Raw genomic sequence first — 23359 nt, 5'->3', positions numbered from 1 at the left:
CGCTCACCCACACCAACCCGCGAGGAATGACATGGACTTCCGTCTCACCCCCCGTCAGGAGGAACTCCGGAGCGCCGCACGCGGTCTCACCGAGTTCATCATGAAGTACGAGCTCGACTGCGAGGAGAACAACGGTCTCACCCCGCAGGCACACGCCGAGATTCGCGACGCCGTTCTGGAGAGCGGGCTGCAGGCGATCAACATGCCCACCGAGTGGGGCGGCGCCGGGCTCACGATTCTGGAGCAGGCCACCGTTCAGGAGGCGCTCGGGCGGCTGACCGGCGCGCTGTGGGACATGGTGTGGCGCCCGGCGAACGCGCTGCGCTTCTGCACCCCCGAGCAGCGCGAGCGGTTCCTCGTCCCGGTCATCCGGGGCGCGCGCCGTGACTGCTACGCCGTGACCGAGCCGGGCGCGGGCTCCGACCCGCAGAACCTGGAGACGACCGCGACGCGCAACGAGCGCGGCTGGGTGCTGAACGGCGAGAAATGGTTCGTGACCGTCGGCGACCACGCCGACTTCATGATCGTGCTGGCCGCGGCCGGCGAGGAGAGGGAGCCGACGCTCTTCCTCGTCGACAAGGACACCCCGGGCATCGAGATGACCCGAGTCCCCCGGTTCATGCACACCTTCGTCTACGAGCACCCCGAGTTCACGTTCACCAACGTCCAGGTCGGGGACGACGCGGTGCTCGGCGGTGTGGGAAACGGCTACGACATCACGCGCTCCTGGTTCACCGAGGAGCGGCTGATGATCGCGGCCCGGACCATCGGTGCGGCCGAGCGTGCGCTGGAGCTTGCGCGTGACTGGGCCGTGGAACGCAAGCAGTTCGGCACCCGGATCGCCGACTTCCAGCTCGTCCAGGGCATGCTGGCCGACTGCGCCGTCGACATCGCCGTCAACCGCGCCTACACCCACCAGGTCGCATGGGAAGCCGACCAGCCGAACGCCGACCGCAAGACCCTCCACGCCAAGGCCGCCATCGCCAAGCTCGCGGCGAGCGAGGCATCGGGCCGCGTCATCGACCGCTGTGTGCAGATCTTCGGCGGGCGCGGCTACGACCGCTCCTACCCCGTCGAGCGGCTCTACCGCGAGCTGCGCGTCGACCGCATCTGGGAGGGGACCTCCGAGATCCAGCGCCTGATCGTCGCGGGCGAACTCATCAAGCGCGGTACGGGCGTTCTGCACATGCCGACGGCCGGCTGACAGCGGGAGGCGGGCCCCTGACCACCGGCCGGGGCCCGCCCGTATCCGCGCCGCACCGCCACCGCCGCGATGCAGCGGGCGGCGGCTCCCGCGAGATGCCGCGACATCGAGCTGCAGAGCCGAAGAACCGAGAGCCGAAGAGGAACTTCGGAGCCGAAGGAGGGACGATGCCCGACATCGAACACATCGGGATCGTGGGCTGCGGCCTCATGGGATCCGGTATCGCCGAGGTGTGCGCACGGGCCGGACGGGACGTGGTGGTCGTCGAGGCGTCCGCCGAGGCGGCGGAGGCCGGACGGAAGAAGATCGCCGGCTCCCTGGAACGGGCCTCCAGGGCCGGGAAGCTCTCCGCGGCGGACCGGGACACCGCGCTGGCCCGTATCAGGGTGACCGCGGACATGGACGAGCTGGCGGACCGCGACCTCGTCATCGAGGCTGTCGCGGAGAAGGAGGAGGCGAAGCTGGAGGTGTTCGCCCGGCTGGACACCACGGTGAAGCGGCCGGACGCGATCCTGGCGACCAACACCTCCTCCATCCCCGTCATCAAGCTCGCCGCGGCCACCTCACGCCCGGAGCGGGTCGTGGGCCTCCACTTCTTCAATCCCGTTCCGGTGCTGCCTCTGGTGGAGCTGGTGCCGTCGCTGCTGACCGGCGAGGCGACGACGCAGGCCGCGGAGTCGTTCGCCTCCGAGGTGCTGGGCAAGACCGTCATCCGCGCCCGGGACCGGGCGGGCTTCATCGTCAACGCCCTGCTCATCCCGTATCTGCTCGCCGCCGTACGGATGGTGGAGTCCGGTATCGCCTCGGTGGAGGACATCGACCGCGGCATGACGCTGGGCTGCGCGCACCCCCTCGGCCCCCTCGCCCTCACCGACCTCATCGGCCTGGACACGACGCAGGCCATCGCGGAGTCGATGTACGAGGAGTTCCGCGAGACGCTCTACGCGCCGCCACCGCTGCTGGCACGAATGGTCGACGCGGGTCTGCTCGGGCGCAAAGCGGGCAGAGGCTTCCATACGTACCGATGAGCGTCGCGTGATCGCCCCCTCGGCCGGACGTCCGGATCCCGGCGGCGACCGCGATGCGCGAAGATGAGAGACAGGCGGGGGCCGGGCGCCGCCCCGGCGACCCGGGCGGAGCACCGGGAAGTCGGCCGGAGGGGCCCGGAGAAACCGGGGCGAGGCCCCGGGACGAGGCCGGACGTTCGCAGGGAAGCCCTGCGGAGACGACGAGATCGGGGAGCAGCACCGTGTCCATGACCGAGCGCACGATCGAAACGCGCGAGCGGATCCTGTCCGCCGCATGCGAAGTGATCGCCGAGGTCGGATTCGAAAAGATCCGTATGCGCATGGTCGCGGAGCACGCGGGGGTGTCGACGGCCCTGCTGCATTATCACTTCGAGAACCGCGAGAAGCTCTTCTCCGAGGCGATGACCCACTCCTTCGCCCACACGGCCACCGAGGTGGAGCGGGATGCCGATACGGTTCCGGCCTCGGTCATCCTGGCCCGTATCGTGCACAGCCTCCTGCCCACCGACCCCGAGCTCCAGCAGGACTGGAGGCTCTGGCAGGAGCTGTGGGTGCGCGCGCTGCGCGACGACGCGGCCCGGGAGTTCGCCGTCGACCTCTACGACCAGCTCCACGCGTGGGTGGGCCATGCGCTGGAGCGCGGCATCGAGTCCGGTGAGTTCGCCGCGCGAGATGTCTACGAGACGAGCACGCTGATCCTCGCCCTGTGCGACGGGTTCGGCATCCGCCTGATGCTCGGCGACCCGCGGATCAGCCTGGGTGCGGCGAAGGCGGCGATCTGGGGTGCGGTGTCGGGGTCCCTCGGCGTACCGCCGGAGTTCCCCGCGATCTGAGCCACGGGGCTGCGGGAGCGCCGGGCGACCGTGCTCCGCGCCGCGATCGGCGCCTTCGCCTCGCGCGGGTACGTCGGCACGACACGTCCGGCGCGCGCCGGGGGCAGCGACGAGCCGACCCCGGCCGGCCCCCGCCGCCTTCCGTACCGCAGGCGCATGCGCGTGTCGGCGGGCCCACACGACGCCGGGCGTCAACCGGCCCAGGAGCGGGCCCCGTTCTCGACGCTCTGCTGAGGAATTGACCGCGCCGCGACCCGGACACCCTCTGCTGGGCACTACTCAAGTCGCGCGATCGCGGTACTCATTCAGGCTCTCGGGCGTGCCCGGCGGGCAACCGGCCGGTACGGGACCCCGTCTCCAGATGACATACGCCTGAGAGAGGGAGCCCGATGACACATCGCATCATCCTGCGCGCAGTGACCGCGGCGACTGCGTGTCTGGTCGTCGGCGCGTGCACAGCCGCCGGCGGAACCACCCCCGACGCGAGCCCGACCGGTTCCTCGGAGCACGGCAGCGCATCACGGTCCCCGACGCCGTCGCGACCTGCGGGTGACGGACGGCCTTCGGGCCCCGGACCGGTCACTGCCGGACCCGGACGGGAGGACGTCCCGTGGAATCTGGACCGCCTCGACGAGCGCACTCCCCCGCTGGACGGCAAGCTCACCACCCGTGCGACGGGCAAGGGTGTCACGGCGTATGTCATCGACACCGGGCTGGACATCGAGCACAAGGCTTTCGGTGGACGAGCGACCGCGGGCGCGGACTTCTACAGGGAGGAGGCCGGCTGGGACTGCGCCGATGCGGACGGAACCGGGCACGGTACGTTCGTCGCCGGGGTCATCGCGGGCGAGAGGTTCGGGGTCGCTCCGCAGGCCCGGCTCGTTCGCGTGCAGGGCATTGAATGCAGTGAAGGCCGGAAGCCCGTCCCCGATGCGGTCCGGGACAGGAAGCTGATCCAGGCCGTCGACTGGGTCCGCACGCACGCCCGGAAGCCGGCCGTGGTCAACATGTCGCTCAACCTGGAGCGCGAGACGCGGGCGGTCGACGCGGCCGTACGGCGTCTGATCGCCTCCGGCGTGACCGCCGTCGTCTCCGCCGGGAACTTCGGCGACGACGCCTGCAAACACTCCCCCGCAGGCGTACGGGAGGCCCTCGTCGTGGCCGCCTCCACCCGCCGCGACCGGGCGTGGAACGACACCGACCACGGTTCCGGCCATGGACGCTGCGTCGACCTGTACGCCCCCGGCGACCACATCACCAGCGCCCTGAACGGAGGGGGCAAGGGGACATGGGACGACACCGCCACATCCTGGGCGGCACCGCATGTCACCGGCGCGGTCGCCCTCTTTCTGTCGGCCCACCCCACTGCGGCGCCCGCCCGGATCCATCAGTGGCTGACCGACCACGCCTCCCGCGGCGCGCTGCACGGAGTGCCCTCGGACACCCCGAACCGGCTTCTCAACGTCTCCGCTCTCTGACGAGTGCTTCTGACGAAGGGGCCCGACCCCGACACCGGACGTCAAGCGGCTGCCGGCGTCGCAAGGCTGCCTTCACGCTTCACGCACCGTGCTGCCTCGTCCCGCCCGTTGCGGGTACGAGGCGAATGGGACACGCATTCCGTTCGGACGCCGGTCTCGGGCTCCGTTCGGACGCCGGTCTCGGGCTCCGTTCAGACACCGGTCTCGGGCGCCGCGCTCGCGGCGTCGTCCTGCGGCCCGGTCGTCGCCCGCACGGGACCGCGTACGGCGTGCATCACCAGCACCGCGAGATCGTCCTCCATGGGCTCCGGAGCGAAGTCGTGGGCCACCTGCCGCACCCGTTCGGCCACCGCCATGGCGCCCATGCCGACGCATGCACGCAGCACCTCGGACAAGCCGTCGTCGTCGTCCAACTGCCGGTTGCCGTTGCGGCGTTCGGTCACTCCGTCGGTGACGCACAGCAGGGTCTCGCCGAGCGCGAGGTCGAAGGAGTTGGCGTTGAACCGGGTGCTCCTGTCGATGCCCAACAGCATCTGGGGATCCGCCGCCTGTTCCACCGTCCCGTCGGGGAACAGCCGCAGCGGCAGCGGGTGCCCTGCGCTCGCGACGGTGCAGCGCGCACCACCGGCGACGGGGTCGGGTTCGAGTTCCCCGTAGAGGAGGCTGAGGAACCGGGGGTGCGCCTGCTCCCCCCCGTATGCGACCGCCTCCGCACTCTCCTCGGCCATCGCGATGTTCAGCCGGTGGAGGACGGACTCGACGCCGTGCCCCTCGCGCGCCAGCAGCCGGACCAGGTGCCGGGCCAGGCCCGTCACGGACATGGCCTCCGGGTCCTTGCCCTGGACGTCGCCCAGCAGGAAGCACCAGCGGCGGCCGCCCATGGGGAACAGGTCGTAGAAGTCGCCGCCGACGGTCTGGGCCTCAGCGAACGGCTCGTAGACGATCGCGGTCTCCACACCCGGGACCCGGGCGAGGGAGGGCGGGAGCTGGCGGCGCTGGAGCGCCTGGCTGATCGTGGTCTGCCGGGTGTACTGGCGGGCGGTGACCACCGCTTGAGCGACCAGGCGCGCCACATCCTCGACCTTGCGGACGACGCTGTCGCTCATCAGCATGCGGCCGGCCCGGCCGAGCAGCATCACCCCTTGACAGGCACCGGCGGTGACCAGGGGGAACGCCAGGACGGAACCGCCCGCCCCGTCGGCGTCGCGATCATCGGGCCACGGCCAGGGCCAGGGGAATCCGGCGGCACGCAGGCTGGCGGGCGGTGGGTCCCTCTCCAGCACAGGACGCAGCGCCTCGATCATCCGCTCGTCCATGTGCCAGATCCGCGACAGGCGCATCCGCCCTCCGTCGGTGCTCAGCCAGATGGCACACCAGTCCGCCAGCCGTGGTACGACGAGCTGCCCGGCGAGCGCGGCCACCATGTCCTCGTCGAGCTGCCCGGCGAGGAGCTCGCTGGCCTCGGCGAGAAACGACGGTCCGATCCGGTCGACGCGCCGGGCGGAGACGACCGAGCGTGACCCGTCGGCCTCCGTGGCCTTCGCGGCCCGGTCGGGCGCGGCCTGATCCGGGGCCCGCGCGCCGGACCGGCGCCCGGCGCCGACCGGCAGGAGCGCCTCGGACTCCTCCGACCCGGCCTCCAGGCGGAACCACACGGTCTTCGCCGTCTGCCGGTACGTCACTCCCCACGATTCGGCCAGCGCTCCCACCACTTGGAGGCCGAGGCCCCGCCGTCCGTGCCGCGCGTCGGTACCCCGGCTCACGGCGCTGGACGGATGGTGGTCGACCACCTCGACGACGACACCCGGCCGCTTCTCCGTGGACCCGGTTTCGCCAGCCTCGGCGGCCACGGTGGCGGGAAATCTCAGCCCGGCCTCCAGCCGGATAATGACCTCGATTTCGGTCCCGGCGTGCATCACGGCATTGGTCACCAATTCGTCGACGAGGAGCACGGCATCGTCCACGAAGCGGTCGGTGATCGCAACGGAGGAGAGGTCGGGGGAAGCGACATGCTCCACGAGCACCGAGCGCACGAAACCCCGGGCCGCGGACGCCGCCAGCCGGTCCGAGGGCAAGCTCGTCCGTGACACGAACACACGCGGAAACGAGGGCGAGGGCTCCATGGGCGACCTTGGGAAGCTACCGGGAATTCGGTCTCTTTTCGCAGTCTTATACTAGGACACGCCCGTACAAGTAAGATCACTGAGAATGGGCTGTTATGGCACTCGATCCCGCCCCGCCCGCATCAGCGTCCACCACCAGTCGATCACCGGACACCACAGGTCCTCCGGGCCCTGCCCCTGACGAGGGGCCCTGGGTGCGGGTAGCAGAGCTGCGCCCGTTGATCGCCGCAATGAGCGCTTTCTGCGACGGGGATTTCACCGTACGTGTCGACGCGGGCGGCGAGGGTATCGCCGCCGAGATGGCCGGGGTCTTCAACCGCATCGTGGCCCGTAACGACCACTTGGCCCTGGAGCTCCAACGCGTGCGGCGCGAGATGATCCGCCACGGCCGGCTCGACGAGCGGATATCCGCCAGCCCCGGCCAGGGCGCCTGGACCCGGAACGTCGAAACCACGAACACGCTGCTGGAGGCCTTGGTGGTCCCGGTCGGAAAAGCGACCCGCGTGCTCGACGCGGTCGCGGACGGGGATCTGACCCAGCACGTGGACCTGCACGACGGCAACCGCCAGCTCCGCGGCGACCTTCGCCGTCTGGGCCTCGGCGTGAACCGCATGGTGGACCAGCTCTCGCGCTTCACCGGCGAGGTGACCCGGGTGGCCCGGGAGGTCGGCACCGAAGGACGTCTGGGCGGCCGCGCGAAGGTCCAGGGGCTCTCGGGCGACTGGCGCTACGTGACGGAAGCCGTGAACACCATGGCGTCCCGCCTGACGGCCCAGGTGCGCGACATCGCGGTCGTCACCACGGCGGTGGCCAGAGGCGACCTCACCCAGCAGGTGACGGTCGAGGCCACGGGTGAGCTGCTGGAGCTGAAGCTGACCGTGAACACCATGGTCGACCAGCTCCGCGCCTTCGCCGACGAGGTCACCCGCGTGGCCCGCGAGGTCGGCACCGAGGGACAGCTCGGCGGACGCGCCCAGGTACGCGGCGTATCCGGCGTCTGGAAGGACCTCACCGACAGCGTCAACTTCATGGCGTCGAACCTGACGTCCCAGGTCCGCAACATCGCCCAGGTGACCACCGCGGTCGCCACGGGCGACCTCGGCCAGAAGATCACGGTGGACGCGCGGGGCGAGATCCTCCAGCTGAAGAACACCGTGAACACCATGGTCGACCAGCTCTCCGCCTTCGCCGACGAGGTCACCCGCGTGGCCCGCGAGGTCGGCACCGAGGGACGCCTCGGCGGACGCGCCCAGGTACGCGGCGTATCCGGCGTCTGGAAGGACCTCACCGAGAACGTCAACTTCATGGCGGACAACCTCACCTCCCAGGTCCGCAACATCGCCCAGGTCGCCACCGCCGTCGCGGAGGGCGACCTCGGCAAGACGATCACCGTCGAGGCCAAGGGTGAGATCCTCGAGCTGAAGTCGACGATCAACACGATGGTCGACCAGCTCTCCGCCTTCGCCGACGAGGTCACCCGCGTGGCCCGCGAGGTCGGCACCGAGGGAAACCTGGGTGGTCAGGCCCAGGTCAGGGATGTCTCGGGCGTGTGGAAGGACCTGACCGACAACGTCAACTTCATGGCGCTCAACCTGACGTCCCAGGTCCGCAACATCGCCCAGGTGACCACCGCCGTCGCCGACGGCGACCTGTCCAAGAAGATCACCGTCGATGCGCGCGGCGAGATCCTGGAGCTGAAGGACACGGTCAACACGATGGTCGACCAGCTCCGCGGCTTCGCCGACGAGGTCACCCGCGTGGCCCGCGAGGTCGGCACCGAAGGACGCCTCGGCGGACGCGCCCAGGTACGCGGCGTATCCGGCGTCTGGAAGGACCTCACCGACAACGTCAACTTCATGGCGGACAACCTCACCTCCCAGGTCCGCAACATCGCCCAGGTCGCCACCGCCGTCGCCCAGGGCGACCTGTCCAAGAAGATCGACGTGGACGCGCGCGGCGAGATCCTGGAGCTGAAGACCACCATCAACACCATGGTCGACACGCTCTCCTCGTTCTCCTCCGAGGTCACCCGCGTCGCCCGCGAGGTGGGCAGCGAGGGGCAGCTCGGCGGCCAGGCCCGTGTCGAGGGCGTGTACGGCACCTGGAAGCGGCTGACGACCAGCGTCAACGAGCTCGCCTCGAACCTCACCACGCAGGTCCGTGCGATCGCCGAAGTCGCCAGCGCCGTCGCCAAGGGCGACCTCTCGGGATCCATTCAGGTCGAGGCCGAGGGCGAGGTCGCCGAGCTGAAGAACAACGTCAACCTCATGGTGGCCAACCTCCGTGAGACCACCCGCGCCAAGGACTGGCTGGAGTCGAACCTGACCCGTATCGCCGGTCTGATGCAGGGCCACCGCGACCTGGTCGAGGTCGCCGATCTGATCCTGCGCGAGCTGACACCGCTGGTGAACGCCCAGTTCGGCGCGTTCTTCCTGGCGGAGGCGGGCGCCCAGCCCGGCCAGGGGCTCCAGTTCATCGCCGGATACGGGACGGACGCGGCCGGCGGCAGCAGCTCCCAGACCGCGAACGGCACGATCGGTCGTGGCCTGATTGCTCAGTCGGCCCTGGAGAAGACTCGTATCCTCATCACCGACGTCCCGCCGGACTACATCACCGTCAACTCCGGCCTCGGCGCCGCGCCGCCCGCCAGCATCGTCATCCTCCCGATCCTCTTCGAGGACGAGGTGCTGGGCGTGATCGAGCTGGCCTCGTTCAGCAAGTTCAACGAGGTCCACCTGGCGTTCATCGACCAGTTCGTCAACACCATCGGTGTCTCGATCAACACCATCATCGCCAACTCCCGTACGGAGTCGCTGCTCTCGGAATCCCAGCGGCTGACCACCGAGCTGCGCAAGAGCGCCGACGAACTGCAGCGCTCCAACGCCGAGCTGGAGGAGAAGGCCGCGCTGCTGGCCACCTCCTCGCAGTACAAGTCGGAGTTCCTGGCGAACATGTCGCACGAGCTGCGCACCCCGCTCAACTCCCTGCTCGTGCTGGCCCGGTTGCTCGCCGACAACCCCGACGAGCGGCTGTCCGAGCAGGAGGTGCAGTTCGCGGCCACGATCTACCGCTCCGGCTCCGATCTCCTCCAGCTCATCAACGACATCCTGGACCTGTCCAAGATCGAGGCGGGCCGGATGGACGTGCACCCCAAGAAGCTGCCGCTGACCAAGCTGCTCGACTACGTGCACGCGACGTTCCGTCCGCTCGCCCACGACCGCAATCTGACCTTCGAGGTCTCGGTAGCCGACGACGTGCCCCGGGAGCTGTTCTCCGACGAGCAGCGCCTCCAGCAAGTGCTGCGCAATCTGCTCTCCAACGCGGTGAAGTTCACCTCGTCCGGCGGTGTGGAGCTGCGCGTGGAGCGCGTCTCGGGCGCCGAGTTCGACGAGGCGGCGCTGCGGGCCGCCGATCACGTCGTCGCGTTCACCGTCGAGGACACCGGCATCGGTATCCCGCCGGACAAACTGCCGGTGATCTTCGAGGCGTTCCAGCAGTCCGACGGCACCACCAGTCGCAAGTACGGCGGTACGGGCCTGGGCCTGTCCATCAGCCGGGAGATCGCGGGGCTGCTCGGCGGCCGTATCACCGCGGAGAGCGAGGAGGGCGTGGGCTCGCGCTTCACGCTCTTCATCCCGTCGCACTACCCGGCCGTCTCGCCCCAGCCGCAGCAGGCGACCGAGCCGCTCACGGCCGCGACCACGGCCCTTCCGCCGCCTCCGCCTCCCGCACCCGCGGCGCCCGCGCCCCTGCCCTCGCAGCTCCCGCCCGGCGCCGACTTCGAGCCGAGCCGGGTCACCGGGCCGGACGGCGACGGTGCGGGGCCGGCCTTCACCTCCGACTACGAGGGCGCCCGCGGGGAGGCGCCGAGGCTGACCGAGTGGATGGGCGGGCGTCCCGGCCGGCTCCTGGCGGGCCGGCAGATCCTGATCATCGACGACGACATCCGCAATGTCTTCGCACTCACCCACGTCCTGGGCCGGGTGGGCATCACGGTGAAGTACGCGGAGAACGGCCGTGAGGGCCTCGAGGTCCTCGACCGGAATCCGGAGGTGTCGCTGGTCCTGATGGACATCATGATGCCCGAGATGGACGGCTACGAGACGATCGGGGCGATTCGTAACACTCCGCGGCTCGCCGGTCTGCCGATCATCGCGCTCACCGCGAAGGCCATGCCGGGCGACCGGGACAAGGCGATCGAGAGCGGCGCCTCGGACTACGTACCCAAGCCCGTCGATGTGGACCGTCTGCTGTCCTCGGTCTGCAAGCTGCTCGAGAACGAGGCGGACACGAGTACGGCGGCGGACGGCCGGCACGACGACCCGGAGGGCGGCGACGGCGACACCGGGCGCACCGCCGGGACGACGAGGTCGAGTGAGAGGGCGGAGCAGAAGACACAGGACGGCGCGGACAAGACCGAGGGAACCAAGAAGTCCGGTTCGGCGAAGAACCAGCCGAAGGGCGGAAGGAAACCACCGAGGAAGGGCTCATGAGCACCAGCGCATCGGAGAAGTCGAGCATCCTCATCGTCGACGACATGGAGGAGAACCTCGTCGCGCTGGAAGCCGTACTCGGGTCGCTCGACCAGCAGGTCGTCCGCGCGCACTCCGGCGAGGAGGCCCTCAAGGCCATGCTCCGCCAGGAGTTCGCGGTCGTCCTGCTCGACGTGCTGATGCCCGGCATGGACGGCTTCGAGACCGCGGCCAACATCAAACGGCTCGATCAGACCAAGGACGTGCCGATCATCCTGCTCACCGGCACGGACGCCGACACCGACTACGCATACCGCGGGTATGCCGTCGGCGCCGCGGACTTCCTCACCAAGCCGTTCGACCCGTGGCTGCTGCGCACCAAAGTGCACGTCTTCCTCGAACTCCACCGCAAGAACCGCCAACTCGCGGCGCAGGCAGAGCAGTTGAGGCGCCTGCTGGTCGGCGAGGGCAGGTCGGAGGAGAAGACGGAAGAGGCCGAGGCGGACAAGGTGCAGGAGGACGTGGAGTCCGGAGCCGAGACCGGGGCCGGAGCCGGGGCAGGGGCAGGGGCAGGGGGCGATGCCACGGCGGACGACGCGGATGACGGAGAACGTCTGACCGAGATCGTCAACCGGCTCGCCCAGATCGAGCTCCTCCTGCGGGACGTGGAGGGGGAGGCACCGACCGGGCTGGCCGACCGCATCTCGGAGATGGAGCACGCGGTCGACACATTGCGCGTACGCGGCGACTCCTCCTGACCCCGCGTCCGACGGAGCGTTGAGGCGTGGGTCCTCCGGCCCGCGCCCCGGCCCCCTGCCCCCGCTCTTGCAGCGCCGCTCGACGCCGGCGCCGCTTCACGCCGGCGCGCCTCGTCCAGCGCCTTCGCCGGGGCTCGCCACGGCTGGCGTGAGGGGGCCGGAGGTAGGCCACATCGATGAGCGGCCGCACGCCCGTACGCTCCGGCGCCGACGAGGAGGACCGCCGCGACGGAGCACAGGGGAAGCTCCTGGCGCAAGCCGGTCCGCCTGCCCGGGCCCCGCGCGCCGGCGCAGGCCCGAAAGCAGGAAGTGGCGCCGCCGGTCGAACTCGTGCGTGCCGCCGGTCCTGGCCGGGGCCCACCGGTCCCGTTCCGCCCGAAGTGACCCTCAGCGGTGCCGTGTGCGCGGGAGCGGCTGTTCGGCCCAGATCGTCTTCCCCTCCGCCGTGTAGCGGGTCCCCCAGCGCTGGGCGCACTGCGCGACGAGGAAGAGGCCGCGCCCGCCCTCGTCGGTGGTCCGCGCGCGCTGCAGATGGGGTGAGGTATTGCTCTTGTCCGAGACCTCGCAGATCAGGTTCTGGTCCCGGATCAGGCGCAGATTGATCGGCCCGACGCCGTAACGGACCGCGTTGGTCACCAGTTCGCTCACGATCAGCTCGGTCGTGAACGCCGATTCCTCCAGCCCCCAGGCGGCCACCTGCCGCCCCGCCCTGTGCCGGACGTCGGCGACGACGGCGGGGTCGGCGTCCAGCTCCCAGGACACCACGTCGTCGTCGCTCAGGCAGCGGGTGCGGACGACGAGGAAGGCGACATCGTCGTGGGGACGGTCCGGCAGCAGCGTCCGGACCATCGTGTCGCAGATCTCCTCCAGCGGGCGGTCGGGGTGGGCCAGCGCGAAGTAGAGCCGCTCGAAGCCGACGTCGACGTCGCGGTCAGCGGCCTCGATGAGCCCGTCGGTGTAGAAGGCGATGACGCTCCCCTCCGGGAGCTCGAACTCGGCCGATTCGAAGGGCAGTCCACCGAGGCCGAGCGGGGGGCCCGCGGGGATGTCGGGCAGCTCGACCGGTTCTTCGAGGTGGGCGATCGCAGGGGAGGGGTGGCCTGCCCGCGCCATCGTGGCCCGGCGGGTGATCGGGTCGTACACCGCGTACAGACAGGTCGCGCCGATCACGTCGCCGCCGTAGCCGGATCCCGCTTTCTCCGCCTCGTCGGAGAGCCGGACCACCAAGTCGTCGACGTGGGCGAGGAGTTCGTCGGGCGGCAGGTCCAGGTCGGCGAGCGTGTGGACGGCGGTACGCAGCCGGCCCATCGTGGCGGCCGCGTGGAGGCCGTGGCCGACGACGTCACCGACGACCATCGCAACCCGGGCGCCGGAGAGCGGGATGATGTCGAACCAGTCGCCTCCGACACCGGCCTGGGCATCGGCGGGCAGGTAGCGGTAGGCCGCCTCCACGGCGTTCTGCTCCGGCAGATCACGCGGCAGCAGGCTGCGCTGCAGTGTCAGGGCCGCGCTGTGCTCGCGGGAGAAGCGCCGTGCGTTGTCGATGCAGATGGCCGCGCGGGCGCTCAACTCGCCGACGAGCAGCAGATCGTCCTCGTCGAACGAGTCGGGGTTCTTCCAGCGGTACATGGTGGCGACGCCCATGGTGATGCCGCGGGCCTGCAGGGGCACGGCCATCGCCGAGTGGATGCCGAGCTCGCGCATCCGCGTGCCCCGGACGATGTCCTTGCCGACCCAGGGGGCCGACAGATCCACCACGGCTCTCAGCGCGGGCCGGCCGGTGACCAGGCACTGCATGGACGCCCAGCCTACGGGGTAGCGCGTCGGCTGGCCGGGCCCCACGACGGTCTCGGGGGCGTCCTCCTCGATGGACTGGTGCGCGACCCGGCGCAGCGCCGCGGCGGCGCTGACCGGTCCCGGCCGCAGCTCCTGCGTGCGGACCACGGCGTCCAGCAGGTCGACGGAGACGAAGTCCGCCATCCGCGGGACGAGCAACTCGGCAAGTTCACGGGCTGTCTGGTCGAGGTCCAGAGTGGTGCCGATGGATCCGGCCGCCTCGTTGACCAGCGCGAGCCGCTCTCTGGCCCGATGGTGGCTGGTGACGTCGAAGACGGTGTGGCACAGGCCGAGGGGTTCGCCCGACTGGTCCTGGATGCGCCACAACCGGATGCGGTTGTGGCGTGCGGACGAACCGGGGCCGGTCTTCACCGGCCCCGGCCTCATGGTCTCGTAGGTCTCCAGGGGCTCGCCCGTCTCAAGGACCTTTTTCGCCTCGCGCTGCACCAGCGCGGCGTCGACGCCCGGCACCACTTCGCCCAGGAGCCGGCCGACGTGCTCGTCGGCCGGCGTGCTGTCCATGTCCTCCAGCGCCGGGTTGACGACCAGATACCTCAAGTCGGCGTCCACAACGGCCATACCGATCGGAGATTGGGTGAACAGCCCGCGGTAGAAGGCCTGTTCGCGCTCCCACTCGAGCAGCCCGGCCACGTCCGTGACGGCGACGAGCCAGCTGGGCCTGTCACCCGCCCCCCACAACGGGCGGGCCCGGAACGCCAACGACAGGCGGCGGCCGTCCTGGTGGCGGACCGTCACCTGACCGCTCCAGCCGTCTCCCTCCTTACGGCGGCCACGCACCGCGTCCAAGGTGTCCCCGTCGGGCAGGAGTTCCGCGACCGGACGGCCCACGACGTCCTCCGCACGGTGGCCGAGCAGCTCCTCGGCACCGTGGCTCCACCGCTCGACGATGCCGCGCTCGTCCACCACGGCGGTGGCCGCGTGCATCACGTCGAAGGGGCTACGAGGACCCCCGCGGGGCTCCGCTCCGGATCCGCTCATCGCCGCCCGTCCGTCCCTGCCATATGTCGCCCCCGGCTGTCGCCCCGGCTCTTTCGTACTCGGTTCCCATTGTTCGCGGATCCACTTCGAACGGGAAGGAAACAGCTCGGCCGGGATTACTCGATGCGCGAAATACACACCCTGTTTCGCATGGAACACCCAATAAATCCGGTTCGCAATTGCGCGACTCGCGCAATTTCCGCGCGCGGAATGCTCGGCTCGCGCACCCGTCCCGCCCGGCGTCCACGGGCCCCGCACTCTCCCTCGCCGTGCCCGGCGCACTCGCGACGGGGCAGGGCGGACGACCGGCGCTGACCGCTCCGGCGGACTCGGCACCTTGCCCCCTCCCGGCGCTCCGGCTAGCCTCAGAAATGCATACCGACCAGTCGGTGTGACACCGCCTACAGTCGAGGAGCCGCCGAGATGAGCCGCACCAACCACCAGGTCCGCTTGGCCGCCCGTCCCGTGGGCCTGCCCAGGCCCACGGACTGGGACTTGGTCGAGGAGCCCGTCTCCGAGCCGGGCGACGGCGAACTGCTCGTGCAAATCACCCACGTCTCGCTCGACCCGGCCATGCGGGGCTGGATGAACGAGGGCAGGTCCTACATCCGTCCCGTGGAGATCGGCGAGGTCATGCGGGCGGGCGCCGTGGGGCGGGTCATCGCATCGCGCCACGGCGACTTCGCCGTCGGCGACCACGTGTACGGCTCGTTCGGCGTCCAGGAGTACTGCCTGAGCGACGGCACGGGCGTGATCAAGGTCGATCCGGACCTGGCCCCGCTGCCCGTGTACCTGGGGACGCTCGGCATGACCGGGATGACGGCGTACTTCGGGCTGCTGGACATCGGCCGCCCCGAGCCCGGGCAGACCGTGGTGGTGTCCGGTGCGGCAGGCGCCGTCGGGAGCGTGGTGGGGCAGATCGCCAAGATCATGGGGTGCCGGGTGGTGGGCATCGCAGGCGGCGCGAGCAAGTGCCGCACGATCGTCGAGGAGCTCGGGTTCGACGCCGCGATCGACTACAAGTCGACGGACGTCCGCAAGGCGCTGCGCGCGGCCGCGCCCGACGGCGTCGACGTCTACTTCGACAATGTCGGTGGAGACGTCCTGGACGCCGTTCTCACCCGTCTGGCGCGCGGGGCCCGCATCGTCATCTGCGGCGCCATCTCGCAGTACAACAGCGTCGAGCCGGTCAAGGGGCCGACCAACTACATGTCGCTCCTGGTCAATCGTGCGTCGATGACGGGCATGGTGGTGTTCGACTACGCGGACCGCTACCCGGAGGCGGCCGCCCGGCTGGCCGAATGGCTGGCCGCCGGAAAGCTGCGGACCAAGGAGGACGTCGTGGACGGCGGTGTGAAGGCCTTCCCCGACACACTGCTCCGCCTGTTCAGGGGAGAGAACCTCGGCAAGCTGGTCCTGAAGGTGGCGGACGCGTAGCGGACCGACGCGGCGGGCACAGGGGCGGCTCGGCCGGTCCGCCCTCGGGGCGCGACCGCGGGTCTGCGAGCCGGGGCGCCACGGGTTAGCTTCGGGGACATGAGCTGGAAGAGGAGAGTCAACCGGCACCTCGGGAAGCTGACCGGCTACGAACTGCGACGTTCCTCGCCGCCCGCACCTCCCGCACCGCAGCGCCCGGCGTCCCCGCCGCCGAGCGGTCCGGAGCTGCCGGCCGACTACGACGACGAGACCCGCGAGATCATCGGCGCCGTCCGGCCGTACACCATGACCTCGCCCGAGCGGCTAAACGCCCTGATCCTTGCCTGCCGGTACGTCGCCAGGCACCGCATCCCGGGCTCGGTCGTCGAGTGCGGGGTCTGGCGGGGCGGCAGTATGCAGGCGGCCGCGCGCACGCTCGCGTCGGCGGGCGACACCAGCCGCGACCTCTACCTCTTCGACACCTTCGAGGGCATGCCCCCTCCCACGGAGAAGGACCGCCGGCGCGACGGCGAGATGGCCTCCGACCTCCTCGCCCGCCGCGGCAAGGACGCCCCCATCTGGGCCGTCGCCACCCTGGACGACGTCAGGCAGGGCTTCGAGCAGGTGCCCTACCCCAAGGACCGGGTCCACTACGTCCAGGGCAAGGTCGAGGACACCGTCCCGTCCGGTGCACCGGAGCAGATCGCGATCCTGCGGCTGGACACCGACTGGTACGCCTCGACGCGCCACGAACTCGCCCACCTCTACCCCCGTCTCGTCAGCGGCGGCGTCCTGCTCATCGACGATTACGGCTGGTGGCAGGGGTCGCGGGAAGCGGTGGACGAGTTCCTGGAGGAGACCGGCGCTCGGCTGCTGCTCCTGCGGATGGACGAGGGCCGTATCGCCGTCAAGCCTTAGCTCCGGGGCCTCGCGGCCGCGCGCATCGGTCGGCTCGCACGACCACCGCGCACACACCACCACACACAATCCACCGCGCACACACCACCACACACAATCCACCGCGCACACACCGCCCCGCCCGCCCGGGCACACAACCGGGTGCCCGCACGACCCCACACCGTGATGACCCCCGTGCTTTTCGCGTGAATGACCGAGTGTCCTCCGTTCGTATACAGGGGCCATGGGTGCTCTCGTGAGGAGTTGCGGCCCCCCCGGGGTCCGCGCGCCGGCGCGGAATGCGACGATGAGCGGACCATGAGGAGAGGGACCGTTCTGCGAGCGCTGCGCACAGCGGTGTTCGCCGCGGTGTGTGTGCTGTTCGCCGCACTGGGCCACGCGACTGTGTCGGGTGCCCCCCTTCCCTGGTGGTCCGTCAGCGGTGCGTTCTGTGCGACGGCGGCCGCGACATGGCGTCTGACGCGCCGCGAACGGAGCCCGCTTCCGGTCGGGGCCGCGGCCGTGGGCGCGCAGGGAGTCCTCCACGCGGTCTTCTCCTTCGCCCAGGCCGTGATGCACCCGGCGCCCCAGGGCGGCGCCCCCGCCCTCGCGCGGCAATGGTCGGCGTTCCTGCTCTGCGGTACGTCAACTCCGGCCACCACGGCGCACGGTGGCACGATGAGCGGTTCCGGCCACGGCCATGAGGCGGGCCACATGGCGGGGAGCACCGCCATGGCCGGCATGGACAACACCGGCGCCATGGCCGGTATGGACAACACGGGCGGCATGGCCGGTCTGCCGCATGTGGTGGGCTCCATTGGACTGCCCGGTGGCGCCGCCTCCATGCTGACGTTGCACCTGGTGCTCGCCCTTCTGGGCGCCCTGTGGCTGTCGTGGGGCGAGCGGGCCGCCTTCCAGCTCGTTCGCGCCCTGTCCGCGCGGCTGTTCGCCCCGCTCGCCCTCGCCGTGCGCGTCCGCACGCACGTACCGCCTCCGCGCGGCTGCGGGCGTGTCAGGGTCGTACGGCGTCCCCTGCGGCTGTTTCTGCTCGTTCACTCCATTACCTCGCGGGGGCCGCCGCGTCGCGTCCTCGCTGCCGCCTGACGGCAGCACGGAGCCATCGGCCAGGAGGCGCGGGACGTCGCACGCGCCCGCGTCCGGCCGTCCGTCTTCACCGGTCACGCCCCCGTGCGGCGCGGGCCGGTGCACGCGAAGGACCACACGATGACCAACCCTGCTCGGAAACAGACGCATCCGGATCCGCACTTCCCCGTCGAGGCCACCGCGCAGCGGCGCGGACGCACCCGTTCCTCGACGCCCCCAACAACCTCACCATCCCAGGCGTCCCCGACGTCCTCAGCGGGCTCGCGTACCGCCGGAGCCGCCGTTCCTCGCGCCCGTACGGCCGTCCGTCTGGGCGTGTACGCGCGCGAGCACGACGTCCGTGACGGCCGGGTCCCCCTCGCTCCCGTCGTCGCCTTGCGCGAGCCCGGCGAGCACGGTGTCCCGCAGGCGCCAGATCCCGTCCGCGAATCGGCGGCACGCGGAACACGCTCCCACGTGCGCGTCGACGGCCGGGCCGGTGACGTCCGGCGGCAACGCCTCGTCGTCGGCGCGGGCGGAGAGCGCGGTACGGAAACGGGAACACGGCATGGGCTCATTCTCGCCGAACCGCATCGGGAGCAGCGGTGTGCCGGGGAGGCGGGCCATGCGTGACGACGCACGGGTCACGGAATGGGCCCTGGCCGCCCGGTCCGGTGACCGGGACGCGGTGGAGCAGTTCGTACGAGGCACGCAGCTCGACGTCCGTCGCTATGTCACCCACCTCAGCGGTGACGCACAGGCCGCCGACGACCTCGTCCAGGACACCTATCTGCGGGCGCTGCGCAGCCTGCCCGGCTTCGAAGGCCGTTCCTCGGCGCGGACCTGGCTGCTGACGATCGCGCGGCGGACCGTGGCCGACCGGATACGGGCGCACTCCGCGCGCCCGCGGCTCGCGGGCGTGGAGGACTGGCAGTCGGCCGCCGAGCGCGCGCAGCCACGCGGGCTCCCGGGGTTCGAGGAGGGCGTGGCCCTGTCGGAACTGCTGTCCGCCCTGCCCGCGGGGAGGCGCGAGGCTTTTGTGCTGACGCAGCTGCTGGGCCTGCCATATGCCGAGGCGGCCTCGGTGGCCGAATGCCCGGTGGGGACGGTGCGCTCCCGGGTGTCGCGGGCGCGAGAGGCGCTCATCGCGCTGCTCGACGAGGCGGAGGAACCGCCCGCCCGACCGCGATCCCCCGCCGCGCAGCCCGCCCGACCGCGATCCCCCGCCGCGCAGCCCGCCCGACCGCGATCCCCCGCCGCGCAGCCCGCCCAGCCGCGATCCGCCGCCTCACGATCCGCCGCCTCGCGACTCGCCGGGGATTCGGACACCGGTCGAGCGGGCACCGGGGCGCCGGGTTCCGGGACCTCGGGCACCGGGGCGTCCGTCACGGGCGAGGCGGCCGCCGGGACTCCGGTCACGGATGGTTCGGCGGCCCCGTACCACCGCCGGGTTGCGGCTCTCGCGGGCAGCGGTTCCTGAGCCCGCGGGCCGGGGGCCGTACGACGCCGGCGCGCGTGCGGCCCCCGGCGCTCCCAGCGCGCGGGCCCGGCTACGATCCGGGGCGGACTGCGACCGCTTCCACCTCGATCGACGGGTTGCGGCGGAACTGGAGGGTGAACCGCACCCGGTCGCCGGGCTTCAGGCGCGGCGCCGGCCGGACCATGACGTCCACAGTCGAGTGCGACATGCGCAGCGTGGAACGTGCTGCAAGGGGGACGCTCGGCACCATGCGCATCGTCTGGGCGTTGTCCTTCTCCACCGCCTTGCTCAGCATCGAGGAGCCCACGGCCGAGGACCGTACGCCGACGAGTTCGTCCGCCGTCTCCCCGGTGTTCCGCATCGTGAAGAACGCCGCGGTGGTGGCCGGGTTCGCGGGCAGGTAGATCCGGGCGTCGGAGACCTCGATCTCCTGCCCCTTCCCCGCCCCGCCGGATGCCGTCCAGGCCACCAGGCCTCCCAGGGTGAGCGCAGAGGCCAGCAGTGCCGCAAGGGCCGCCGGCACACCGGCTCCGTTCAGGACGCGGTACACCATCGCCGGTGCAGGGGCGGGGTGTTCGGTCACGGCTGCTCCCGCAGGCGGTCGAGCCGCGCGGCGCCCTGGTGAGGACCGCGCGCACCGGACGGGCCGCGCTCCGGTCTCCAGTCGCGCAGTCGAAGGCTGTTGCCGACCACGATCAGGGAGCTGGCCGACATGGCCGCGGCCGCGATCATCGGGTTGAGCAGGCCCACGGCGGCCAGGGGGACGGTCACGAGGTTGTAGCCGAACGCCCAGGCCAGATTGGCGCGTATGGTGCCGAGGGTGCGACGCGCCAGGCGTACGGCGTCGGCGACGGCCCGGATGTCCTCGCGTACGAGAGTGACGTCGGCGGCTCCGATCGCGGCATCGGCGGCTCCGGCGACGGCGATGCCCAGGTCGGCGTGTGCCAGTGCCGCCGCGTCGTTCACTCCGTCCCCGACGACGGCGACCCGATGCCCCTGCTCCCTCAGCGAGGCGACGAGAGCCGCCTTGTCCTCCGGCAGCACCGCGGCGTGGACGTCGCCGATGCCGAGGTGCGCGGCGACGGCCTGAGCGGTTGCCGGACGGTCTCCGGTGGCCAGGACGGGCCGCATCCCCAGGCGCCGTAGGTGTTCGACGGCGCGGTAGGCATCGGGCCGGAGGGTGTCGCCGATGGCGACGACGGCCTCGGGCGCGTCGTCCACGCTGACGAGCACCGCCGTGTGCCCGGCTTCCTCGGCGCTCTCCACCGCCTCGCGGAGCGGTGCGGGAAGGAGTTCCGCCTCGCCGGGCCCGGTCACGGCGACGCGGCGGCCGCCGACGGTGCCCCGGACCCCGGTGCCCGGGACGGACTCGAATCCGGTGACCGGCGGCAGTGGCCGACCTCCCTGCAGACGGCGGGCGCGGGCGGCCACCGCACGCCCCAGCGGATGCTCGGAGCCGTGCTCCACGGCGGCCGCAAGCAGCAGTGCGTTGTCCGCGTTCAGGTCGCCGCCCCGCCCGGTGACGTCGGTGACATTCATCCGGCCGGTGGTGAGCGTGCCGGTCTTGTCCAGGACGACCGTGTCGATGCGGCGCAGCCGATCCAGGGCCTCGGGGCCCTTGACGAGGATGCCCAGCTGCGCGCCGCGCCCCGTGGCGGCCAGCAGCGCGGTCGGCGTGGCCAGGCCCAGCGCGCAGGGACAGGCGACGACGAGGACCGCGACCGCCGCGGTCACCGCTGCCTGCGGATCCGCTCCCGCCCCCAGCCAGAACCCGAGGACGGTGACGGAGACGGCGAGGACGGCGGGCACGAAGACGGCCGCCACGGCGTCGGCGAGACGCTGTACGCGCGCCTTGCCGGTCTGCGCGTCCTCCACCAGCCGTGTGATACGGGCGAGTTGGGTATCCGCGCCGATGGCGGTAGCCCGTATCTCCAGCAGACCACCGGAGTTGACGGAGCCGCCGACGACCGCGCAACCGGGCTCGACTTCCACGGGGCGGCTCTCACCGGTGACATGGGAGACGTCCAGCGCGGAACTCCCGTCGGTCACGACGCCGTCGGTGGCAACGCGTTCCCCGGGCCGTACGACGAAGCGGGCGCCGGCCCGCAACGCGTTGACGGGGACGCGGCGTTCGGTGCCGCCTTCGCGTACGGCCACGTCCTTGGTGGCCAGTTCGGCCAGCGAGCGCAGCGCGGATCCGGTGCCACGCCGGGCCCGTGTCTCCAAGTGTCGCCCCGCGAGCACGAACAGCGGCACCCCGACCGCCGCTTCGAGATAGACGTGGGCGGTGCCGGATCCGGCCGACGGCAGGAGCGAGAACGGCATGGTCATGCCAGGTGCTCCGGCACCGCCGAAGAAGAGCGCGTAGGCGGACCAGCCGAAGGAGGCCGCGACGCCGAGGGAGACGAGGGTGTCCATGGTCGCCGTGGCGTGGCGCAGTCCGCGCAGCGCGCGGGCGTGGAAGGGCAATGAGCCCCAGACGGCGACGGGCGCGGCGAGTACGAAGCACAGCCACTGCCAGTTGCGGAACTGCCAGGCGGGGACCATGGACAGGACGAGCACAGGGACGGCGAGCAGGACGGTGATGAGCAGACGGTGGCGCTCCTCGCGCTGCCGCGCCTCTTCGGCGGATTCGCTCGATTCCGTTGACTCGGTCGATTCGGCGGGGGCGGGGTGCCCGGCGGACTCGGCGGACGGCAGTCCGGTGCTCCGGCGTTCAGGGGTCCGGGGGCCGAGCCCCGAGGATTCCGCGGTTGGCGGGTCGGGAAGTTCCGCCGTGAAGCCCGCGGCCTCGACCGTACCGATGAGAGCGTCCACCGCCAGACCGGCGGGGTGACGGACCCGGGCCCGCCCGGTGGCGAGGTTGACGCTCGCGGTGACCCCCTCGATGCGCCCGAGCCGCTTCTCGACCCGGCCGACGCAGGCCGCGCAGGTCATGCCGCCGATGACGAGGTCGGTGGATACGGGAGACGCTTCGTCCGTATCGCGCACGGGCACGGACTCCACCGCCGCGGCCCCGGGGGGCGCGGGGTCCGCGGGCACGGGCTTCGCGGGCGCGGGCTTCGCGGGCGCGGGGTTCACAGGCGCGGTATCCACCGTCGCCCGCCCGGGGCGCACAGTGTCCGCGGGCACGGGGTTCGCGGGCGCGGGCCGCGCGGGGAGTGCGGGCGCGGTTTCACGGGACCGCGCAGGCCGGGCTGTCACCGCCCGCCTCCCTGCACCGTGGCGTGCCCGCCCATCCCGTGCATGCCGCCCATGTCGCCGCTGCCGTCGTGATCTTCTCCCGGCTGCCCCGGAGCGGGCATGTCGCCACCGGGCGCCCCTCCCCCGCTCCCTCCGTCGCTCGCGGGGCGCATGGCCGGAGCGACCGGTCCGGCCAAGGTGCCGGCGCCGTAGGAGACCGCAAACATCAGCACCAGCAGCAGCGCGAAGCCGAGGACCGACGGCGCAGGCAGGAATCGTTCGATATGTGCGCGTGCCGCAACGACGGACGGTCGACGCGAGGTGGGAGGCATCGCCCCTCCTGTACGGGTGATCACGAGGCAGCGGGGCCGGTGGCACGAGCCCCGCTCGGCACGCCATGGTGGCAGGCGGCCGCCTTCAGCAGGCGGCGAATCGGGGCCGCGGACGGCGTGAGAAATGTCGTTCCCGCCGCCCGGAACTCCGGCGCCTCCCCAGGCGACTCCCTGGGGAGGCGCCGGACGGCAGGCCCGGACGGCAGGCCCGGACGGCAGGCCCGGACGGCAGGCCCG

15 protein-coding genes and 1 pseudogene are annotated in these 23359 nt (G+C 71.5%); 10 read left to right on the top strand and 6 right to left on the bottom strand.

All coding sequences use genetic code 11. The features are described 5' to 3' along the window. The first annotated feature begins 31 nt into the window (after positions 1 to 31). The 4 genes from AB0M26_RS13835 to AB0M26_RS13820 all read left to right on the top strand — a co-directional run bounded on the left by AB0M26_RS13835 (position 32) and on the right by AB0M26_RS13820 (position 4543). Positions 32 to 1204, top strand: a complete 1173-nt coding sequence (locus AB0M26_RS13835) for an acyl-CoA dehydrogenase family protein (RefSeq protein WP_365259498.1) — start codon at positions 32 to 34, stop codon at positions 1202 to 1204. Between the two features lie 167 nt (positions 1205 to 1371). After that, positions 1372 to 2232 carry a 3-hydroxybutyryl-CoA dehydrogenase gene (locus AB0M26_RS13830; protein WP_365259495.1) on the top strand — a complete coding sequence of 287 codons (861 nt, stop codon included), beginning with the start codon at positions 1372 to 1374 and terminating at the stop codon, positions 2230 to 2232. A gap of 227 nt (positions 2233 to 2459) precedes the next feature. Further along, positions 2460 to 3065, top strand: a complete 606-nt coding sequence (locus AB0M26_RS13825) for a TetR family transcriptional regulator C-terminal domain-containing protein (RefSeq protein WP_365259492.1) — start codon at positions 2460 to 2462, stop codon at positions 3063 to 3065. Positions 3066 to 3454: 389 nt separating this feature from the next. Then, positions 3455 to 4543, top strand: a complete 1089-nt coding sequence (locus tag AB0M26_RS13820) for a S8 family peptidase (RefSeq protein ID WP_365259488.1) — start codon at positions 3455 to 3457, stop codon at positions 4541 to 4543. A gap of 191 nt (positions 4544 to 4734) precedes the next feature. Here AB0M26_RS13820 and AB0M26_RS13815 read toward each other — a convergent pair whose 3' ends face one another. Further along, positions 4735 to 6666 carry a SpoIIE family protein phosphatase gene (locus AB0M26_RS13815; RefSeq protein WP_365259485.1) on the bottom strand — a complete coding sequence of 644 codons (1932 nt, stop codon included), beginning with the start codon at positions 6664 to 6666 and terminating at the stop codon, positions 4735 to 4737. A gap of 230 nt (positions 6667 to 6896) precedes the next feature. On the opposite strand from AB0M26_RS13815, the gene AB0M26_RS13810 reads away from it, so the two are divergent. Both AB0M26_RS13810 and AB0M26_RS13805 read left to right on the top strand, forming a co-directional pair. Continuing rightward, on the top strand, positions 6897 to 11159 hold the full coding sequence (locus AB0M26_RS13810; protein WP_365259802.1) for a HAMP domain-containing protein: 4263 nt from the start codon (positions 6897 to 6899) through the stop codon (positions 11157 to 11159). Next, a complete protein-coding gene (locus AB0M26_RS13805; protein WP_365259482.1) occupies positions 11156 to 11896 on the top strand; it encodes a response regulator in 741 nt (246 codons plus the stop codon). Before AB0M26_RS13810 ends, AB0M26_RS13805 begins: the two co-directional genes overlap by 4 nt. A gap of 387 nt (positions 11897 to 12283) precedes the next feature. On the opposite strand, the gene AB0M26_RS13800 is transcribed toward AB0M26_RS13805, so the two are convergent. Next, the gene (locus tag AB0M26_RS13800; RefSeq protein WP_365259799.1) at positions 12284 to 14677 is read right to left on the bottom strand and encodes a SpoIIE family protein phosphatase; all 2394 of its coding nucleotides are present in this window, start codon (positions 14675 to 14677) and stop codon (positions 12284 to 12286) included. Positions 14678 to 15154: 477 nt separating this feature from the next. Here AB0M26_RS13800 and AB0M26_RS13795 point away from each other — a divergent pair, with 477 nt between their 5' ends. The 3 genes from AB0M26_RS13795 to AB0M26_RS13785 all read left to right on the top strand — a co-directional run bounded on the left by AB0M26_RS13795 (position 15155) and on the right by AB0M26_RS13785 (position 18148). After that, on the top strand, positions 15155 to 16168 hold the full coding sequence (locus AB0M26_RS13795) for an NADP-dependent oxidoreductase (RefSeq protein WP_365259479.1): 1014 nt from the start codon (positions 15155 to 15157) through the stop codon (positions 16166 to 16168). A gap of 99 nt (positions 16169 to 16267) precedes the next feature. After that, entirely contained in the window at positions 16268 to 17065 is a 798-nt protein-coding gene (locus tag AB0M26_RS13790; protein WP_365259476.1) for a TylF/MycF/NovP-related O-methyltransferase, read from the top strand. A 297-nt stretch (positions 17066 to 17362) separates the two neighbouring features. Further along, positions 17363 to 18148 (top strand): PE-PGRS family protein, encoded by a 786-nt coding sequence (locus AB0M26_RS13785; RefSeq protein ID WP_365259473.1) that lies wholly within the window; start codon positions 17363 to 17365, stop codon positions 18146 to 18148. Between the two features lie 252 nt (positions 18149 to 18400). Here the strand turns inward: AB0M26_RS13785 and AB0M26_RS13780 are convergent, their stop codons facing one another. Beyond that, the gene (locus AB0M26_RS13780) at positions 18401 to 18697 is read right to left on the bottom strand and encodes a zf-HC2 domain-containing protein (protein WP_365259470.1); all 297 of its coding nucleotides are present in this window, start codon (positions 18695 to 18697) and stop codon (positions 18401 to 18403) included. A gap of 55 nt (positions 18698 to 18752) precedes the next feature. On the opposite strand from AB0M26_RS13780, the pseudogene AB0M26_RS13775 reads away from it, so the two are divergent. Then, positions 18753 to 19310: pseudogene (locus tag AB0M26_RS13775) on the top strand (sigma-70 family RNA polymerase sigma factor); the annotation flags it as partial. Positions 19311 to 19677: 367 nt separating this feature from the next. Here the strand turns inward: AB0M26_RS13775 and AB0M26_RS13770 are convergent. From AB0M26_RS13770 to AB0M26_RS13760, 3 genes are all read right to left on the bottom strand, one after another. Then, the gene (locus tag AB0M26_RS13770; protein WP_365259467.1) at positions 19678 to 20190 is read right to left on the bottom strand and encodes a copper chaperone PCu(A)C; all 513 of its coding nucleotides are present in this window, start codon (positions 20188 to 20190) and stop codon (positions 19678 to 19680) included. Further along, positions 20187 to 22544 carry a heavy metal translocating P-type ATPase gene (locus AB0M26_RS13765; protein ID WP_365259796.1) on the bottom strand — a complete coding sequence of 786 codons (2358 nt, stop codon included), beginning with the start codon at positions 22542 to 22544 and terminating at the stop codon, positions 20187 to 20189. The genes AB0M26_RS13770 and AB0M26_RS13765 overlap by 4 nt, the downstream gene beginning before the upstream one ends. Before the next feature lie 263 nt (positions 22545 to 22807). Beyond that, positions 22808 to 23122 (bottom strand): hypothetical protein, encoded by a 315-nt coding sequence (locus AB0M26_RS13760; protein ID WP_365259464.1) that lies wholly within the window; start codon positions 23120 to 23122, stop codon positions 22808 to 22810. Positions 23123 to 23359 lie beyond the last annotated feature (237 nt).

The sequence above is a fragment of the Streptomyces sp. NPDC051776 genome, from assembly GCF_040681345.1.
Taxonomy (GTDB): Bacteria; Actinomycetota; Actinomycetes; order Streptomycetales; family Streptomycetaceae; genus Streptomyces.
Note: the sequence above shows the minus strand (reverse complement) of the source record. Positions and strands in the feature narration are given on the sequence as shown.

What these genes read in the sequence shown, in the direction of transcription:
- AB0M26_RS13795 (WP_365259479.1), top strand. Translation starts at nt 15,155, where the DNA reads ATGAGCCGCACCAACCACCAGGTCCGCTTGGCCGCCCGTCCCGTGGGC.
- AB0M26_RS13810 (WP_365259802.1), top strand. Translation starts at nt 6,897, where the DNA reads ATGAGCGCTTTCTGCGACGGGGATTTCACCGTACGTGTCGACGCGGGC.
- AB0M26_RS13765 (WP_365259796.1), bottom strand. Translation starts at nt 22,544, where the DNA reads ATGACCTGCGCGGCCTGCGTCGGCCGGGTCGAGAAGCGGCTCGGGCGC.
- AB0M26_RS13820 (WP_365259488.1), top strand. Translation starts at nt 3,455, where the DNA reads ATGACACATCGCATCATCCTGCGCGCAGTGACCGCGGCGACTGCGTGT.
- AB0M26_RS13805 (WP_365259482.1), top strand. Translation starts at nt 11,156, where the DNA reads ATGAGCACCAGCGCATCGGAGAAGTCGAGCATCCTCATCGTCGACGAC.
- AB0M26_RS13825 (WP_365259492.1), top strand. Translation starts at nt 2,460, where the DNA reads ATGACCGAGCGCACGATCGAAACGCGCGAGCGGATCCTGTCCGCCGCA.
- AB0M26_RS13835 (WP_365259498.1), top strand. Translation starts at nt 32, where the DNA reads ATGGACTTCCGTCTCACCCCCCGTCAGGAGGAACTCCGGAGCGCCGCA.
- AB0M26_RS13815 (WP_365259485.1), bottom strand. Translation starts at nt 6,666, where the DNA reads ATGGAGCCCTCGCCCTCGTTTCCGCGTGTGTTCGTGTCACGGACGAGC.
- AB0M26_RS13830 (WP_365259495.1), top strand. Translation starts at nt 1,372, where the DNA reads ATGCCCGACATCGAACACATCGGGATCGTGGGCTGCGGCCTCATGGGA.
- AB0M26_RS13800 (WP_365259799.1), bottom strand. Translation starts at nt 14,677, where the DNA reads ATGCACGCGGCCACCGCCGTGGTGGACGAGCGCGGCATCGTCGAGCGG.
- AB0M26_RS13760 (WP_365259464.1), bottom strand. Translation starts at nt 23,122, where the DNA reads ATGCCTCCCACCTCGCGTCGACCGTCCGTCGTTGCGGCACGCGCACAT.
- AB0M26_RS13790 (WP_365259476.1), top strand. Translation starts at nt 16,268, where the DNA reads ATGAGCTGGAAGAGGAGAGTCAACCGGCACCTCGGGAAGCTGACCGGC.
- AB0M26_RS13785 (WP_365259473.1), top strand. Translation starts at nt 17,363, where the DNA reads ATGAGGAGAGGGACCGTTCTGCGAGCGCTGCGCACAGCGGTGTTCGCC.
- AB0M26_RS13780 (WP_365259470.1), bottom strand. Translation starts at nt 18,697, where the DNA reads ATGCCGTGTTCCCGTTTCCGTACCGCGCTCTCCGCCCGCGCCGACGAC.